Annotated in this window: 18 protein-coding genes; 13 read left to right on the top strand and 5 right to left on the bottom strand. The window is 63.4% G+C overall.

Annotated features, from left to right (window positions below; genetic code table 11):
• Nucleotides 1-113 precede the first annotated feature (113 nt).
• The 3 genes from KUW00_RS16035 to KUW00_RS22575 all read left to right on the top strand — a co-directional run bounded on the left by KUW00_RS16035 (nucleotide 114) and on the right by KUW00_RS22575 (nucleotide 3,685).
• Nucleotides 114-1,766, top strand: a complete 1,653-nt coding sequence (locus tag KUW00_RS16035; RefSeq protein WP_045992193.1) for a nitrite/sulfite reductase — start codon at nucleotides 114-116, stop codon at nucleotides 1,764-1,766.
• Nucleotides 1,759-2,301, top strand: a complete 543-nt coding sequence (locus tag KUW00_RS16030) for a DUF934 domain-containing protein (RefSeq protein WP_045992194.1) — start codon at nucleotides 1,759-1,761, stop codon at nucleotides 2,299-2,301. Before KUW00_RS16035 ends, KUW00_RS16030 begins: the two co-directional genes overlap by 8 nt.
• A gap of 550 nt (nucleotides 2,302-2,851) precedes the next feature.
• Nucleotides 2,852-3,685 carry an AraC family transcriptional regulator gene (locus KUW00_RS22575; protein ID WP_222569580.1) on the top strand — a complete coding sequence of 278 codons (834 nt, stop codon included), beginning with the start codon at nucleotides 2,852-2,854 and terminating at the stop codon, nucleotides 3,683-3,685.
• Between the two features lie 57 nt (nucleotides 3,686-3,742).
• Here KUW00_RS22575 and KUW00_RS16020 read toward each other — a convergent pair whose 3' ends face one another.
• Complete coding sequence (locus tag KUW00_RS16020; protein ID WP_222569579.1) at nucleotides 3,743-4,189, bottom strand: hypothetical protein; 447 nt, start codon at nucleotides 4,187-4,189, stop codon at nucleotides 3,743-3,745.
• Between the two features lie 247 nt (nucleotides 4,190-4,436).
• Nucleotides 4,437-5,054 (bottom strand): DNA endonuclease SmrA, encoded by a 618-nt coding sequence (gene smrA, locus KUW00_RS16015; RefSeq protein ID WP_108133414.1) that lies wholly within the window; start codon nucleotides 5,052-5,054, stop codon nucleotides 4,437-4,439.
• 169 nt (nucleotides 5,055-5,223) lie between these two features.
• Between smrA and KUW00_RS16010 the strand changes: the two genes are divergently transcribed.
• The 5 genes from KUW00_RS16010 to KUW00_RS15990 all read left to right on the top strand — a co-directional run bounded on the left by KUW00_RS16010 (nucleotide 5,224) and on the right by KUW00_RS15990 (nucleotide 7,800).
• A complete protein-coding gene (locus tag KUW00_RS16010; RefSeq protein WP_045992198.1) occupies nucleotides 5,224-5,655 on the top strand; it encodes a gamma-glutamylcyclotransferase family protein in 432 nt (143 codons plus the stop codon).
• An 81-nt stretch (nucleotides 5,656-5,736) separates the two neighbouring features.
• Nucleotides 5,737-6,087 (top strand): arsenate reductase family protein, encoded by a 351-nt coding sequence (locus KUW00_RS16005; RefSeq protein ID WP_108133412.1) that lies wholly within the window; start codon nucleotides 5,737-5,739, stop codon nucleotides 6,085-6,087.
• Between the two features lie 71 nt (nucleotides 6,088-6,158).
• A complete protein-coding gene (gene wrbA / locus KUW00_RS16000) occupies nucleotides 6,159-6,779 on the top strand; it encodes an NAD(P)H:quinone oxidoreductase (protein ID WP_045992200.1) in 621 nt (206 codons plus the stop codon).
• Complete coding sequence (locus KUW00_RS15995; protein WP_045992201.1) at nucleotides 6,776-7,180, top strand: DUF2069 domain-containing protein; 405 nt, start codon at nucleotides 6,776-6,778, stop codon at nucleotides 7,178-7,180. The genes wrbA and KUW00_RS15995 overlap by 4 nt, the downstream gene beginning before the upstream one ends.
• A gap of 131 nt (nucleotides 7,181-7,311) precedes the next feature.
• Nucleotides 7,312-7,800, top strand: coding sequence for a c-type cytochrome (locus KUW00_RS15990; protein WP_045992202.1), 489 nt, complete (start codon nucleotides 7,312-7,314; stop codon nucleotides 7,798-7,800).
• A gap of 12 nt (nucleotides 7,801-7,812) precedes the next feature.
• Here KUW00_RS15990 and KUW00_RS15985 read toward each other — a convergent pair whose 3' ends face one another.
• Nucleotides 7,813-8,640, bottom strand: a complete 828-nt coding sequence (locus tag KUW00_RS15985) for a cytochrome b/b6 domain-containing protein (protein WP_222569578.1) — start codon at nucleotides 8,638-8,640, stop codon at nucleotides 7,813-7,815.
• A gap of 264 nt (nucleotides 8,641-8,904) precedes the next feature.
• Here KUW00_RS15985 and pdxH point away from each other — a divergent pair, with 264 nt between their 5' ends.
• Complete coding sequence (gene pdxH / locus KUW00_RS15980; RefSeq protein WP_108133409.1) at nucleotides 8,905-9,546, top strand: pyridoxamine 5'-phosphate oxidase; 642 nt, start codon at nucleotides 8,905-8,907, stop codon at nucleotides 9,544-9,546.
• 80 nt (nucleotides 9,547-9,626) lie between these two features.
• Here the strand turns inward: pdxH and KUW00_RS15975 are convergent, their stop codons facing one another.
• Complete coding sequence (locus tag KUW00_RS15975; RefSeq protein ID WP_222569577.1) at nucleotides 9,627-12,374, bottom strand: bifunctional acetate--CoA ligase family protein/GNAT family N-acetyltransferase; 2,748 nt, start codon at nucleotides 12,372-12,374, stop codon at nucleotides 9,627-9,629.
• A gap of 228 nt (nucleotides 12,375-12,602) precedes the next feature.
• Here KUW00_RS15975 and KUW00_RS15970 point away from each other — a divergent pair, with 228 nt between their 5' ends.
• The gene (locus KUW00_RS15970) at nucleotides 12,603-13,538 is read left to right on the top strand and encodes a histone deacetylase family protein (RefSeq protein ID WP_124804755.1); all 936 of its coding nucleotides are present in this window, start codon (nucleotides 12,603-12,605) and stop codon (nucleotides 13,536-13,538) included.
• A gap of 310 nt (nucleotides 13,539-13,848) precedes the next feature.
• Nucleotides 13,849-14,481: a helix-turn-helix domain-containing protein gene (locus KUW00_RS15965; protein WP_045992207.1), complete on the top strand. Its 633-nt coding sequence runs from the start codon at nucleotides 13,849-13,851 to the stop codon at nucleotides 14,479-14,481.
• Between the two features lie 31 nt (nucleotides 14,482-14,512).
• Here KUW00_RS15965 and KUW00_RS15960 read toward each other — a convergent pair whose 3' ends face one another.
• A complete protein-coding gene (locus KUW00_RS15960; protein ID WP_222569576.1) occupies nucleotides 14,513-15,370 on the bottom strand; it encodes a formate dehydrogenase accessory sulfurtransferase FdhD in 858 nt (285 codons plus the stop codon).
• 236 nt (nucleotides 15,371-15,606) lie between these two features.
• Between KUW00_RS15960 and KUW00_RS15955 the strand changes: the two genes are divergently transcribed.
• Together KUW00_RS15955 and KUW00_RS15950 are read left to right on the top strand one after the other, a co-directional pair.
• Complete coding sequence (locus tag KUW00_RS15955; RefSeq protein WP_222569575.1) at nucleotides 15,607-16,038, top strand: DUF3305 domain-containing protein; 432 nt, start codon at nucleotides 15,607-15,609, stop codon at nucleotides 16,036-16,038.
• Nucleotides 16,035-16,835, top strand: a complete 801-nt coding sequence (locus KUW00_RS15950; protein ID WP_222569574.1) for a DUF3306 domain-containing protein — start codon at nucleotides 16,035-16,037, stop codon at nucleotides 16,833-16,835. The genes KUW00_RS15955 and KUW00_RS15950 overlap by 4 nt, the downstream gene beginning before the upstream one ends.
• Nucleotides 16,836-16,953: the final 118 nt, after the last annotated feature.

Genomic DNA, 16,953 nt, shown 5'->3' with positions numbered 1-16,953 from the left:
TTTAATTACCTTTTGCACCCAAACTATGACTATTTATTCTTTTATAGCATAATGGCGTGCAGGTAGAGTAACCCGCAACGTCCCGTCATTCCCTGGCTGCAGGAACGCGCTGAATGTATCGCTACGACAACCATGATCAGACCCTGGTCGACGAACGCGTCGCACAGTTCCGCGACCAGATGCGTCGCTACCTCGAAGGCAAGATCAGCGAGGAAGAATTCCTCCCGATCCGGGTGCAGAACGGTCTGTACGTACAGCGTTACGCGCCCATGCTTCGCATCGCCATCCCCTATGGCATGCTGGCCTCCTACCAGCTGCGCAAGCTCGGTGAGCTGGCCGCCCGCTATGACCGCGGCTACGGCCACTTCACCACCCGTACCAATCTTCAGTTGAACTGGCCGAAGCTCGAGGACGTGCCCGAAATGCTGGCACAGCTCGCCAGCGTGCAGATGCACTCGATCCAGACCAGCGGCAACGATATCCGCAACACCACCACCGACCAGTTCGCCGGCATCGCCGCCGATGAAGAAGTGGATCCGCGTCCCTGGTGTGAGCTGATTCGTCAGTGGTCGACCTTCCACCCGGAGTTCTACTACCTGCCGCGCAAGTTCAAGATCGCCGTGACCGGCGCCGCCGAGGATCGTGCCGCCATTCAGGTCCACGACATCGGTCTGCGTCTGTGGCGCAACGACGCCGGCGACGTCCGCGTAAAGGTGCTGGTCGGTGGCGGTCTCGGCCGTACTCCGATGATCGGCGAGACCATCTGCGAGGACCTGCCCTGGCAGCACCTGCTGACCTACCTCGAGGCAGTGTTGCGGGTCTACAACCAGTTCGGTCGCCGCGACAACAAGTTCAAGGCGCGCATCAAGATCCTGACCAAGGCACTCGGCATCGACGAGATGCGGCGGCGCGTCGAGGAAGAATGGGCCCACCTCAAGGACGGCGCCCAGACCCTCAATCAGCAGGCCATCGACGACATGGCGGCGCACTTCGTCGATCCGCCCCGTCGCAAGGTGGATGACGCCGCCATCGAGGCCTTCGAGGCGTTGCGTCGTGACAACCGGGCCTTCGCTCGCTTCGTCACCAACAACGTCACCGACCACAAGGTACCGGGCTACAAGGCCGTTACCCTGTCGCTCAAGCGCAGCGGTCATTCACCGGGTGACGTTACCTCCGAACAGATGGCTCAGATCGCCGACCTGGCCGACGAGTACAGCTTCGGCGAGCTGCGGGTGACCCACGAACAGAATCTGGTGCTGTCCGACGTGGCCGTCGACCGTATCGAGGAACTGTGGCACAAGCTCGAGGAGCTGCGCCTGGCCAACCCCACCGTGGGCACCCTGGCGGACCTGATCTGCTGCCCCGGCGGCGACTACTGCGCCCTGGCCAACGCCAAGTCCATTCCGGTGGCCCAGGCGATCCAGGAGCGCTTCGACAGCCTCGACTTCCTCTACGACCTTGGCCCGCTGGATCTCAACATTTCCGGCTGCATGAACGCCTGCGGTCATCACCACGTCGGCCACATCGGCATTCTCGGCGTGGACAAGAAAGGCGAGGAGTACTACCAGATCTCCCTCGGCGGCAGTCAGGGCAACGAATCCTCGCTGGGCAAGATCCTCGGCCCCTCCTTCTTCCGCGAAGATGTGCCGGAGGTCATCGACAAGGTGCTGCAGGTGTATGTTGGCGCCCGCGAAGCCGACGAAACCTTCATCGACACCTATCGCCGCATCGGTCTGAAACCCTTCAAGGAGCACGTTTATGCCTGAGCAGACGCCGCAACGCCCGCTGATCAAGGAACGCCGCCTGGTGGAAGACGCCTGGGTGCTCCAGTCTGACGTCGATGACGAGGGTGCAACCCCCGTCAAGCCCATGACCATCGTCCGCCTGGACGTCTGGCTGGCCGCCGAGCGTCGCGACGACCTGGCGCCCTGGCTGCCCAGCGACACCCAGCTCGATGAGGACACCGTCGCCGCACTCAGAGACGCGCCGCTGATCGCCATCGACTTTCCCAAGTTTACCGACGGCCGCGGCTATTCGCTGGCCCGGGTACTCAGGGAGCGTCACGGTTTCAAGGGCGAGATCCGTGCCGTGGGCGACGTGCTGATCGACCAGTTGTCCTATATGGCACGCTGTGGCTTCGACGCCTTTTCGCTGCGCGAAGACCAGGTCGTGGAAGACGCCCTGGCCTCGCTCACGGTGTTCTCGCGCCACTACCAGGTGTCCGTCGACAACCCGGAGCCGATGTTCCTGCGCCGTCAGCGCGAGGCGCGTGAACGCCAGCGCGAAACCGCCGTCGCCTGACCCTATCCGGGTTGGACAGCTTGCCTGGTTCGACCGACCTCCTGCCAGGCAAGCAGGAAGCATCACCATCAACAATGCCGCTATCTCCGGCGCCATCGCCCCAGTGGTGACAGGCTGGCGCCAGCAGGAATCGCGGCATTGTCGTGTTTGGTGGAAGGGGCACCAGCAGATGGGATATCGATGCGCCGCGTTTCATGTCAGCCCATGCCCATCCATGCACAATATGTAAGCCATAGATCCTGAAAGACGAGCCAATCTCATCTTTTTCTCAGGCATTGGAGGTAGCTCGCCACTGGCCGCCGAACCAGTTGGCGTAGTGATCTATGCTGAACAAGCGCTGCTCGAACGCGCAACAGATGATGATCACGCACCCCAGACCTTGTTCAGGCTCCTTATGTCCAGCGAAGCGCCATCCCCCCTGGCGGCCTTTCAGCGTCACTCGACGATGGTGGTTGCACCCGAGTTACGCTTTGACTACTGGCGCAGTCTGCATCCCTCCATAGCGCTCGAGCTTCCCCAAGGCCGGCGCGCTGACGACTATCGAGCCTGCGTGATCAGTGCTTCAAGCGCGGGTGGTGCCGTCCTTGGCTGGTGTACCAACGACGACACCGCTGCTCACTTTGCCCAGGACAATGGCAACTGTGTGCTGGTCAGTCTGACGCTCGCCGGGGAGGCGCGCCTGCGGCAAGGCCCTGACCGACGACTTCGTGTCACCAGCCAGAGCGGCCTGGTGGTGCTGGATAGCTGCCAGCCACTTTCCAGCCTCGCCATACAGCATTCAATGCTGTACCTGATGATTCCCCGGCCCCAGGTCAAGGCCAGGGCGCCAGATGCGCTGACGCGGGCCGAGTCGAGCCCCTTCAGCCTTCCCGACAACGCCATGACCCGGTTGCTCACGACCCATCTGCTTGGCGTCATCAAGGAGCAAGAGGCCCTCGCCGGCGAGGACTTGGCCTGCGCACTGGATACCGCTCGCGACATGAGCCTGGTAGCGCTGGCGCAGTTGAAAGGGCCGCTGTCGCTCGAGTGGGAGGCGACCCAGCGCCAAAGCCTGATGAATGCCGCCTGTCGTTATATCGAACTGCACGCCGGTGAGCCTCGGTTGAACGTCGACAGCATCGCTCACGCCTTGGGCTGCTCCCGTGCCGGGCTCTACCGCGCCTTTAGCGACCACCCAGAGAGCGTGGCCGAGACGCTCAGGCGCACCCGGCTGGAACAGGCAAGGGCCAGACTCAAGACCCGCCATCCGCCCAGCATCGATCAGCTTTCGTACCACTGCGGCTACCTGAACGCCGCCAGCTTCACCCGTGCCTTCAAGCGTCAATACGGTGCCAGCCCCCAGGACTGGCACCGAGAGTGGTGCGAGCGTCAGTTGCTGCTCTGATGTCTGGCGACATCAACGTCCTTGTCTGTCGTCTCCGCCCCCGATGCCAGAGGTCGACTAGCCAAGCTCTTTGAGCAGATGGGCCCGGGCATCCTCCAGAGGCTCGATGACGTGAAGCGTGTAGAAAGACAGCAGCAAGGCCCGCTCTCGCTCGTCAAGCGGTCGAGAGCTCCCCTGGTCGCCCAGCGCCAGCCGCTGCTGACACCTTGTCGCCGTTTCACTCGCCTGCTCGACTAGTGCCATGGCGCGATCACGCAGATGATCCAGCTTTTGCTGGTCATGGTCGGTGAATACCGGGCCGAAGTCCTGAATCCGCCGGTTCGCCCGGTCCAGCCGGCGCAGCAATGGCATCAGCTCATCGCAGTGCCAGTAGCGGTGCCCCAAGGTAGGTATCGAGTGATGCTTGAACCACTGCCAGTGGTCGTGAAGTTCCGCGATGATCATGTAGCCCCCTGCCAACTGAATGACGTCGTAAGGCCACTGCACCGGCGGTGGATGACTCATCAAGTCGCTCCCCACCTTGCCGTGACCCTGCCAGCGCATTGCTTGCCACTATCGCGCTATAGGAACCCTAGTCGCGGCAGCCAGTGCAGACTGTTCCAACTTGATGCCGATTGTCTCGATGGCGTCCTTGGCGAGGCCACGCAAGCGATACGGCGCCATCTGCAGGATGGCGCCGGGTGGAAAGGAGTAACAACAAGAGGATCGATGCAGGAAAGCGGCCGGGAAGCCGCAACAGGCTTCGCCAGGTCTATCCGCGACGCTTCTGCTGGCGTTCACGGTTCGCCGCGCGGGCACGCTCGCTCTTTCTGAGCATCACCCAGGTGGCGCCGAGTCCACCGTCAGCCTCCTGAGCAGACACGAACGCCTGGACCTCGTCGAGGGCGGGTAGCCACTTGGCCAGACAGGAGCGCAGCACATTGGCGGCGCCATCGATCTCGCGGCTGCGTCCATGGACGATCAACACCGAGCGCAGATCCGCCGCGTAGGCGTCGCGGATGAACTGGGGCAGACTCCCCCGGCATTCATGCAACGGGCGCCGCAGCAGGTGAAGACTGGCCTGCACCGGATACCCGCCCTGCCGCAGGCGCTCGACCACCCCGGTCTGAATGCCATCGCGGCGGTATTCCAGCGGATCGAAGGGAGGCACCAGGTCGACGAAGTCGTCACTGAGACCATCAAGCCCGTCGTCTCCACTCAGGGCATGACGACGCCTGGCCAGCTGTGATTCGGTTGGCGCGCCTCGGCGACGGCCGGCATCGGCACGATTGTTGGCCTGACGCAGTGGTTGGACGTCCCCCATCATGGCCTTGAAGTCCACATCATCATGGGCACCATCAAAAGACTCGGCGCGGAGAAATTCGCTCATGGGGCACCTCCTCGTCTTGGCGGGAATCTTTATCCTAGCAAGGCCGGGACCGCCGCCGATAGAGGGGAACCTCGGTTCGACAAGCCGGCCGCCTGGTGAGAGGCTAGTCAAGCGAGACACGCCGCCTTTCGATTTCCTGCACACACCGCTCATTTGTCATTGGTCCCCCATGAACACCCTGACGCTCTGGCTTGCCCGCCTGCTCTGTCTTGTTGGCGCACTGATCATCGGCCTTTACGGCTGGTTCTGGTACACCTACCAGAGCCCTTATGGCTATACGTCTCCGGCCGCCATGGAGCAGTCCGCTGACGGCCCCCACCGAGTCTTTGTCTACGGCACCCTGCGCTCCCCCTGGGTGCGCTGGCTGGTGACCGGAGAAAGACTCGAGTCGACGCCCGCACTGCTCCCGGGGTATCGCCGAGAGGGGCTCGACCTGGAGGTCGATCGTGATGACCAGGTGGCCGGACAGCTACTGGCGGTGGATAGCGAGACCCTGGCCGAACTGGACCGCTACGAGCGTCTGGGCGTGCGCTATGAACGCGTCAGGCTAACCCTCGCTCGCGGCGATGAGGTCTGGGCCTATCGCCTTCTCGAGCAATGACCTGCCTTGGCGGCGCGTCGTTGTGGCCGGTCGCGCCGGCGATCTACAATAGCTGCCGATTCCCACTCGACCGGAGCTGTCATGGCCGCACTCACGCTATTGCATAATCCTCGCTGTTCGAAGTCCCGCGAAGCCCTTGCCCTGCTGGAGCAGGCCGGCGCCGAGGTCCAGGTCCGCCGCTACCTCGACGATCCCCTGGACGGTGAGGAATTGCGTGGCCTGATCGCCCGGCTGGACGGCAAGCTCAGCGACCTGGTGCGCGCCAACGAGACCGAATGGAAGAGTCTGGGCGCCGACCGTGAGGATGAATCCCAGGTGGTGGCTGCCATCCTGGCCCATCCTCGAATCCTCCAGCGCCCGATTCTCGACAACGGCGAGCGAGCGGTAATCGGCCGCCCGCCCGAGGCCATCACGTCACTGCTGGAGAGTTGAGGCCAGCCAGCCTCTTCGCCCGTTGCCTCGGGCTTTCGTCAACCCATAGGCTCTTGCCATAAGGAAAGTGCATGTCGGATCTGCCCTACGTTCTGGTCCTCTACTACTCCCGCCAGGGCGCCACCCGGGCGCTGGCCGAGCGCATCGCCGCCGGTGTCGAGTCTGTCGCCGGCGTCGATGCTCGCCTGCGTACCGTGGCTCCGGTGTCGCCGACCTGTGAAGCGGTGGACCCGGAAATTCCTGCCGAAGGCGCTATCTACGCTGACCTCGACGATCTTCGCAACGCCAGTGGCCTGGCGCTCGGCAGCCCCACACGCTTCGGCAACATGGCGGCTCCTCTCAAGCACTTTCTCGACGGCACCAGCGAGCTGTGGCTGTCAGGAGCGCTGATCGACAAGCCCGCCACCGCCTTCACCTCTACCTCGAGCCTGCACGGTGGCCAGGAGACGACGCTGGTGACGATGCTGATGCCGCTGCTCCACCATGGCATGGTCTACGCCGGGCTGCCCTACAGCGAGACGGCCCTGACCCGCACCCAGGGCGGAGGCACCCCCTACGGCGTCAGCCACCTGGCAGGCGTTCGCAGCGATCGCCCGCTGGACGAACACGAGCGTGAGCTGGCCTTCGCTCAGGGCGCGCGCCTGGCGCGGCTGACGCTCGCTCTGGCTGACGCCCGCAAGGGGGCCTCATGAGAGCCTGGCTTGAGGGGGTAGAACAGCGCCGCGGGCTTGACCGCCTGACCCGGCAGTCGCGCCAGCTGGTGCTGGTCGGCTTTGGCCTGCTGCTGGCAATGATGGTGTACCGCGGTATCGCGGTGGAAGCCGACGGCAATCGTTTCGGCCCGATGATCGCCTTTGTACTGCCTCTTGTGCTGTTTCTGCCATCCATCCTGACCCGCCGTCCACGGGGCCATGCCTGGCTGGCCTTCGTCAGTCTGCTCTACTTCGCCCAGGGGGTGATGATCGCCACCCTGCCGGGACTCGGTCTGCGTGGCGTCGCTGAGGCACTGGTGGCGCTGGTGCTGTTTACCGGCTGCATGGGCTACGCACGCTTTCGCTCTCGTCAGATGCGACAGCACCAGGGCAATTCATAGCTCTTGTTCAGGCCGACCGTCATGCCCTTCTGGCGGCAGCCGCTCTCCTTGCTATCTTGAGGATGTCGTTGCATTCGCGACGCCATCCTCGACAACGCCCGGCCCATGTCGCCAGGCAAGGAGTAAGGACAATGACCGTGACCCCGTTGCATGCCCTCGTGACCGGACTTGGACTAACGTTGGCCAGCGCCTGTGCACTCGCCGAGGAACTCCCCGATGCCAGCGTCGAGATCGAAGACGCCATCGAATACCGTCAGGACGCGCTGGGCGTGATGGCCTGGCAGATCGGCCCGCTGGGCGCGATGGCCCAGGGCAAGCGCGACTTCGACGCCGAACTGTTTCTCGAGAAGGCGCGTCGCCTCGCCGCCGTGGCGCCGCTACCCTGGGAAGGTTTCGTCAAGGGCTCACTGCAGGGAGACGACCATGGCGTCGAGACCGATGCCCTGGCGGACATCGCCGATGACTACGAAGACTTCGACCAGCGCTACCACACCCTGATCGAGGAAACCGCAAAACTCGCCGAGATGGCCGACGGTGGTGACCAGGATGCGCTGTTCAAGCAGGTGGCCACCGTCGGCAATACCTGCAAGGGGTGTCACGACAACTTCCGCGCCGAGTGACCCTTCGCCGCTTCACAAGCGCCCCCACAGCCACATCACACACCCCGTACTGAACAGGGCCAGCAGCGCCGCTCGTACCATCAGGGCCGAGCGGCCAGGCTCTACCCCTTTGCCGCTGCTTCCACGTTCCCCCTGCTGCTGATCTGACGCCCGATCTAGCTCTTGATCTGACTGTTGCTCTGGTTGTTGGTGGGTCTCTGTGTCCGTCTCGGCCCAGTGCGCACCCCGCGGCAGCGTCTTGCGGCCGCTGAACATGGCGCCTACCAGTCGCTCGCCGAGGCAGCGATGGGCCACCAGTGCACCCAGGTGAAGCACGATCAGCGCCAGCAGCACATTCGCGTTGAGGTGATGAATCCACAGAGCCGCGTCGCTGACTGCTGCTGGCACCAGGGTATGCAGCGGCGCCTCGAAGAATATGTCATCGGTGACAAAGAGCCCCGTCAGTGCCTGAATCGTCAGGCTCGTCAGCATCGCCAGCACCGCCCAGCCCCCCAGCGGATTGTGACCGGCAAAGATATCGGCACGTCGCTTCATCAGGTCTCTGGCATAGGCCAGCGTTACCGAGGGAGAGCGCAGCCAGGAGCCGATGCGCGCGTGGTGATCGCCGACCAGCGCCCACCCCCATCGAAACAGCACAAGCCCAAGCGCTATCAGCCCAGCCCTGGCGTGCACGTTCTGCGGAAAGTCGAACAGGTCGGTCTCCACCTTCATGGTCAGAAATGAGAGTACAACGCAGGCCACCAGCCCCCAGTGGAATAGCCGGATGACCAGGCTCCAGACACGCCGGCTACGCCCTGACGGCCTGTGCTCGGCGGCTGACGTTGACTCGACAGATGGCATGGTCGCTCCCCCTCGCTGATAAAGGCACCACGCCTGGCGCCAGTGACGATATACTCAAGATAGCCACTCCCTGTGGTGGCGCCTTGCCAAAGCGGTACTTGCTAAAGCTGTAGCAGCTGACATTCATCATGACTCGCGACGATGACGGTGGTGTTCCCGGCGACGCGGGGCGACATCTCGGACACAAGGTGCGATGATTTATCAATTGGACGACGGTACCCCTAGTGGCCGTCCTTTTTTTGTCTGATTCCACCGGAGATACCGATGACCCGTGATATTGCGGACATTCGACGTGACTATGAAGGCGGCAGCCTGGACGAAGGCCAGGTACCCAAGGATCCCTTCACCATGTTCGATGAGTGGTTCGCCCTGGCCCTGGATACCGATCCCCAGGATGCCAATGCCATGACCCTGTCGACCGTGGACAGCCAGGGCCTGCCCCACGCGCGGGTGGTGCTGCTCAAGGGGTTCGATCAAAACGGGATGGTCTTCTACACCAACTATCACAGCCACAAGGGTAGCGAACTGGCCAACGTCCCCCATGCGGCCCTGACCTTCTGGTGGCCCAAGCTGGCGCGCCAGGTGCGCATCGAGGGACGCACCGAGCAGGTCGCCGAGCAGGAGTCGGACGAGTATTTTGCAAGCCGTCCCCGCGGCAGCCAGCTCGGGGCCTGGATCGCCACCCAGAGCGTGGTCATCCCCGATCGCGACTGGATCGAGCAGCGCCAGCGGCGCTTCGAGAAGGCCTACGAAGGCCAGGATATCCCGCGCCCGGTGCACTGGGGAGGCTACCGCGTCGTCCCCGAAATGATCGAGTTCTGGCAAGGACAGCCCAGTCGCCTGCATGACCGGGTTCGCTACGGCCGCCGCGATGGCCACTGGGAAGTGGTGCGGCTGGCACCCTGAACGAATCATCCGACCGGCTCCCGCCTTGCAAGCACAGGCGGGAGGCCAGGCCGGCGGTCCTGGCATCGAACGCCGACCTGCTACTCCATCGGCCGTTCCAGGCGGTGTCGCTGCCAATCGTTACCCGGCTCGTTGAGGCGCAGCACTGCGTCCACCACCTGCTCCTCCATGTTGAAGCTTTGTCGGAACCCGAGGTGCTTCATCAGTGCGCGCATGGGGTGATTGTCGATCATGATCTTGCCGACCATCTCCAGGGTGCCGACCCCCTTGCAGTAGCGGATCATCTTTTCCATCAGACGACTGCCGATACCGAGCCCCTGAAGGTCATCGCGGATGATGATCGAAAACTCGGTTCGGATATTGTCGGGATCGTTCCAGACCCGAACCACCCCCAGCATCTCCTTGCTGCCGTCTTCGCAAAGACGCTCGGCGATAAACGCCATCTGTCGGTCGTAGTTGATATGGGCCAGGCGCGACAAATCGCCCTGGCTTAAATCGGTCTTGTTGTGGAAGTAGCGAAAGCGGATGCTCTCCTCGGACAACTGCCCGTGGAAGTCGGTAATCAGAGGGGCATCTTCAGCCCGAATGGGCCTGAACTCGACGTCCCAGCCGTTTCTGAGCTTGACCCACTCCCTCAGTTCTTCGGGATAGGGCATGATCGCGAAGCGCGCCGGAGAACCGAGGTCCATGGCGAAGTCCACCGCCACCATGCCGTCTCGATTGAGCAGTAGCGGGTTGATCTCGAGACCACGCAGCCGAGGCAGGTCGGTGGCCATCTGCGACAGGGTCACCAGTAGTTGGCACAGCCTTTGTTCATCGCGCTCTGGATCACTCGAGTGCTCACGAATCAGCCGCGCGGCGTGGGTACGAGACACCATGTCCGCGGCCAGCGTCATGTTCAAGGGCGGCAGAGAGACCTGTCGATCCGCCAGAATATTGACCTTGTAGCCGCCGATGCCGAATAGAATCAGTGGTCCGAAGACCGGGTCCCGGGTGATGCCTGCGCACAGCTGCATCGAATGCTTGCCCCGTTGCATGGGCTGGAGACAGAACTCTCGCACGCGAAAGCCGGGAAATTTCTCGGAGACCTTCTCGCTGAGGCGATCCACCGCCTCGGCCACGTCGCCGGGACTGGCCAGATCCTGGACCAGCCCCGCCGACAGCTTGTGAGGATGTCGCCGGTAACGAAATGGCCGACTGTTGCCGTCGTGCACGATCTTGATCGCGAAGGGGCCCGTCAGCTCCCGGGCGGCCTCCTCGGCGGCCTGGGCACCGTCGGGATAGCGACTCTCCGCCACTGGCAGGCCGTAGGCCTTGAGCACCTGGGCGGTCTCGCTATGGGTCAGGCTCTCGCGACCATCGGCGAGCACCTCGTCGATCAGCCGGTGGCAGCGCTCTCGCACCTCGGCCGAGGTCGAAAACGGCAGGCTCGGGGGCGTCTGCTGCAATAACGACTGGACCCGCTGATAGTCGACCATGTGCATGAAGGCCTTCACCGCCTTCTCCGGCGACAGATAGGTGGGTACACCCGCTTCGTGACACAGGTGACGAGCGCCGATCGCCTCTTCGAAGCCCATCCAACTGGTCAACAAGTTACGCCGAAAGCGCTTGCGTTCACGGATCAGCGCCTCGGCGGTCGCCTTGGAAGGCGCCAGACGCGTCGGAGCATGGACCACCAGTACGGCGTCCACATTGGGGTCGGCGGCGACGATCTCCAACGCCGCCACGAAGCGTTCCGGGGTGGCGTAGCCCCCGAGATCCACCGGGTTTTCGCCGGGCTTGCTGATATCGAGGTCTCGCTCACGCAGCGATGTCTGGGTAGCCTCCTCGAATTCGGCCAGACGACCTCCGGCGTTGATCAACTTGTCGATGGCCAGCATGGCCGGCCCCAGCCCGTTGGATACGATCGCCAGACGGTCACCCTTGAGTGGGCGCATCCGTGACAGTGTCTCCAGGGCGTCATACAGCTCGTCGGAATCGTTGACCCTTACCACGCCCGCACGCGCGAAGGCGGCATCGAAGACCCGATCACGATGGGTGACGCCTGGCGTCGGTGGCAGGCCGCTGAGGTCGGCTTGGCTGGTCCTGCCACTCTTGATCGCCAGTACCAGCCGATTGCGCGACGCATCACGCACGGCGGTCATGAAGTGCTGGGCGTCGTGGACCCGTTCAAGGTGCAACAGGATCGCCTGGGTGGGCGAATTCTGGTTGATGTAGTCGATCAGGTCGGGAAGCATGACATCGACGCTTTCCCCCAACGTCAGCAGGTGAGAAAAGCCGATCCCGCGCCCGGCTGCCCAGTCGATCATGGCGTTGGCCAGCATGCCCGACTGCCCCAGATACGCCACCTTGCCCCTGGGCACCGTATGACTGGAGTAGGACGCATTGAGCCGTCGTCCCGGCACGATCAAGCCCATGCACTCCGGCCCCAGTATTCGGATGCCGGAGGACCGGGCCGCATCGAGCATGCGCTGGCGGATCGACGACTTGCCGCCTTCGTCCTGTTCGAGCTGACTGCCACCGGACAGTACCAGGGCCGCGCGCACCCCGCGTTCACCCAGCCGGCTCAACAGTTTCGGCAGGGTCGAGACCGGCGAACACAGGATCGCCAGGTCCACCACCTCGGGAAGTTGAGAGGTGCGAGCGACGCACTCGACCCCGTGGACGCTGGCGTACCCCTTGGGGTTGACCGCCCACAGCTTGCCGCCGTAGCCGCCGTCAAGCAGATTGCGAATGACCTGCCCACCCGTGGACTCAGGCTTCTCGGAGGCACCCACCACGGCGATCGAGGCGGGATCGAAAAAGCGACGAAGAAACTGGGTGCTCACAGGTGGTCTCCTCAGGCGACGGGTAGCCGACACCCTGGCGGCGAATTGTGCGCACTTGCGCACTTGAACGTTATGGAAATAGTGCCGGAGTGTGGCGCTACCCCACAACCACGTCCAGCGCTAGCTTGACCAGGACCAAGGCATCCTTGGCATCACGCTTCGACCATTTGCCACTGTCTCGGGGTCCGTATTACTCCTAAGGTGGCGCCAGACCAGTCGGAGATATCGATGATCACAGCCTTTCTCAGTCACCCGTACTGCCAGCGTCATGACATGGGGCCGGATCATCCCGAAAGTCCCTTGAGACTCGATGCCATCAGGGCGCAACTGATGCGCTCTGGCGTGCTGCAACACGCGATGCAGGCAGACGCTCGGGAGGCCACTGAAGAGCAGTTGCAGCGCGTGCATCCCGAGGCGCACCTCGCTCGGCTGGAGCAGGCTTCGCCCCAGGAGGGGCACGCCTCGATCGACGCCGATACCCTGATGAACAGCGACAGCCTGCAGGCCGCACGTCTGGCCGCCGGCGCCGTGGTCAAGGGGGTCGATCAGGTGTTCCGCGGTCAGGCCGACAATGTCTTCTGTGCGGTCAGGCCTCCCGGTCACCACGCCGAGGCCCAGGAGGCCATGGGCTTCTGCTTCTACAACAATGTTGCCGTCGGCGCGGCCCACGCCCGCGCCGTCCACGGAGCGCGGCGCATCGCCATCCTCGACTTCGATGTCCACCAGTGCAACGGCACCATCGACATCTTCAAGAATGACCCCGAGGTGATGGTCTGCACCAGCTTCCAGTATCCCTTCTACCCCTGGCGCTATCTGGATACCCCTTACCCCAACGTGGTCCACACGCCGCTGCCCGCCGGCACCGAAAGCGCTGGTTTTCGCGCGGCCATCGAGCGTGACTGGTGGCCCGCTCTTGAAGACTTCGGCCCTGAGCTGATACTGGTCTCGGCGGGCTTCGACGCCCATCGCGACGACCCCATGGCAGAGTTGTGTCTCGCCGACGAGGACTACCACTGGATCACCCAGGGTATCCTCGATATTGCCCGGCGACATGCCGAGGGCCGCGTCGTCTCGGTGCTGGAAGGGGGCTATGACCTGGCGGCGCTGGGACGTTCGGTGGAAGCCCATCTGCGGGCCCTGCTGGGGTTGGCCTACCAGCCCTGACGACGGCGACTGGAGCCGTCTTGGCGAATCGCCTTTCACCTGGTGGCTTGGCTCACCCCTTGCCCTTGCTTTGCCCTGCCCCTGCCATCGGCCTGTGTTTCCCGATGCCGGGAAACATGTCCGGGAAATATCGACGCGCCGAACCGCCTCATGGTGGACTCAGCTGCCAGGCTGTCAGCAAACTCCAGTAGCAGGCCGGGGCAGATAGTCCAGATAGAAAACCCGGGTCGAATGCCCGCCGAGACACAGGCAGGGAGTGGCGACGCTGTGGTAGCCTAGAGGAAACCTGGTTTCCTATTGTGAACACGACATGGCGCAACACACCGATCAGGAGGCGGCACTCAAGATCGCCTCCGGCCGCAAGGCCTTCGTCGAACCCCTTCGTCTGGGGGAGCGACTCAAGGAGATTCGTCTGGCCAACCAGTGGACCCTGGAGGACGTCAGCCAGAAGACCGGTCTCGCGCGCTCGACCCTGTCGAAGATCGAGAACGATCAGATCTCGCCGACCTTTACCGCCGTTCAGAAGCTGATCGGCGGCCTCGACATCGACCTGCCCCAACTGCTGTCACCGCCCAGGCAGCAGACCCGCACCATGGGCAGGCGAGACATGACGCGCCGCGGCGAAGGCCAGCGCCACCCTACCCCAACCTACGAACACGAGCTGCTCAGCTGTGAGCTGGCGCAAAAGCGCATGATCCCGTTCAAGACCATCGTGCGCGCCAGACACTTCGAGGAATTTTCCGAGTGGGTGCGCCATGATGGCGAGGAATTCCTGATGGTGCTGGACGGCGAGATTCTGCTGTACTCGGAATTCTACGAGCCGCTGCGCCTGGTTGCAGGCGACAGCATCTACTTCGACAGCGACATGGGTCACGCGCTGGTTTCGGTGAGTGAAGAGGACGCCACCGTACTGTCGGTCTGTACCCGTCGCGAGAACACCTGAGCGACAACGTCTGGGAAGCCCCCGATCACGCCTAGTCTTTCGTCTGCCGGCGCTTGATATCTCCGGGACGCCGGGCCGGCTGTGCGTCGAAGTCGAAGCGCTCGCGCCCATGGACAATCTGGAGCCTGCGCCCCTTGGCCCGAGCGATCAGCAGCACGCCGAAGCGCCGGGCTAGCTCCACGCCCTTCTGGGTAACGCCTGAGCGCGACACCAGCACCGAGATACCCATCTGGGCCACCTTGAGCACCATCTCAGACGTCAGCCGTCCGGTGGTATAGAAGATGTCCGCCTGGCCGAGCGGAAGGTCGTCGAGCCACTCTCGGCCAGCCAGGGTGTCCACCGCATTATGCCGGCCCACGTCTTCGACAAAGTCGAGCACCTCGGTCTGGCGACATAACGCACAGCCATGGACCGCCCCCGCGCTGCGGTAGGTCTCGTTGTAGTCTCCCAGGTTGTCGAGCAGCCGATAGATCACCGACTGACTCACCCTGGCCTGGGAAAGCCGGGTCTGTGGCACCGCATCGAGCAGGCGGCCGAATACCGTGCCCTGGCCGCAGCCGGTGGTAACGGTGCGCTGGCCTAGCCGTTGCTCCAGATCCTCCGGCGAATGGCGAGTGACAACCGCCGCAGCCTCGACTTCCCAGTCGACCATCACCGCCTCGAGGTCTTTGCGCTGCGTAATCAACCCCTGATTGCGCAAATAGCCCACCACCAACGCCTCCGGGTCCGCTCCCAGCGACATCAGGGTGACGATTTCCCGCCGGTTGAGGTAGACCGTCAGCGAGCGCTCCGCGGCGATAGCCTGACGGTGCGATTCGCCGAACTCATCGACGACGTCGATCTCGATGGTGGGCGGCAACAGGGCGTGACTACGTTGTATGGTCGACATCTCGATCCCCGATAAACGTTCCCGATAAACATTCCCGACAAACCTTTCCGATAGACCTTCCCATCGGACAATAAGCGCTGAGGTGGCCGGATAACGTCGAATTGACGGCGTGATGCGGAAACTGCTTTGCTAATACTGCTTGCTGACACGAGTCGGCCGATAAAAGCAGTCGGAACCACGGATCAGGTTCGACGGCATGACTGACCGCATCCTGCCATTGCCAAGGACATTACGCCATGACGAGGCTAGCCAATCGCCGGCCACTCAGTGTGACGATCACGCCACAGGACAAGGTAATCAAGGGCTTTCGCCAGCGCAGCTGGGCAGTCGAGCGTCTGGAGCCTGGCGATCAGGGGCCCAGTGTCGTGACGCTGGTGCTCAGCCTGACCGAGCGGGCGGCTTATCGGTTCAACCTTCAGGCCGCTGCCCCACGTCTGTTTATCCGCGCCGGACACAGCGACGGAGAGCCCCATCTCGATGCCATCACCGCAAGTCAGGACGTCGCGGCCAATTGGATGGACGGAGAACACCGCGTGCTCGCCACAGAGATGCCACTGGCGATCCAGGCCTGGATAGAGGCCTATCTGGTGGCCCATGGCGAGGCGCCGATCGAGGGACGCAAGAAAAAGCGCAAGGGTGCCGGACGTGCGCGGGAGAACACCCCATGAGTCGCCTGTCACAGTGGTCCCGCAGAAAGCTCAAGGACCCGTCGGTTGTCGACGGCACACCCCCTGACGCCACCGCCGCCAGTGATGCTGCTCTCGACACGCAGCGAGCCCCCGCCGCCCCAATTGCCAGCAGCGATGCCAAACCGTGCCACTCCGAGGTCGATACCGCTGCCGCGCCCGAGCACGATGCGCACGACGGCGCACCACCCGCGGACGCGACCTCTGATGCGGACGTCGAGCTACCGCCTCCCGAGTCGCTGGCGCCCGGCAGCGATATTCGGGCATACCTCGCCTCGGGCGTGGACCGGGCGCTCAAGAAACGCGCCCTGCGCCAGCTGTTTCGCGGTGAACGCTACAACCTGCGCGACGGGCTGGATGACTATGATGATGACTTTCGCGCCAAGCTGACCCCCTTGCCCAGCGAGACCGCCCAGCGCCTGCGCCGGTGGTGGGATAACGTCGATGACGAGGAGGCCGCGGAAGATAGCGTCGCCGACTCTGCGGGCGAAACGCCAGACGCTCTTTCAGACACCCCGCCAGACGCTCTGCCAGACACCCCGCCAGGGCACAGCGATCAGGGAGACGGCGCTAGCGACGAGGACGTCGCCGATACCACCACGACGCCATCACCGTCACCGGACGACGCCACAACGTCGGAGGCCATGACACAAGCTGGCGAACGAGGTGTCAGCCGCACCTCCGCATCCGCCAAGGCAGGCCGCGCAGCGCCAGCCGCTGGCCGGGCGCTGGCTGCCAGCGAGGAAGATCCCGAGGGGCCTGGTCCCACCTCGTCATAGCGGTGCTTACCGCCTTCGACCAAGGAGTGTTGGCGCATTTGATGTACAGCGCTCACACTTGGGGATGACACATAAGAAAAAATTCATAACGAACACAAAGTTTTCGACCGTGAGTCAG

The sequence above is a fragment of the Halomonas sp. DP5N14-9 genome, assembly GCF_019802175.1.
In the GTDB taxonomy this organism is placed as follows: Bacteria; Pseudomonadota; Gammaproteobacteria; order Pseudomonadales; family Halomonadaceae; genus Halomonas; species Halomonas litopenaei.
This window is presented reverse-complemented; position numbering and strand designations above follow the sequence as displayed.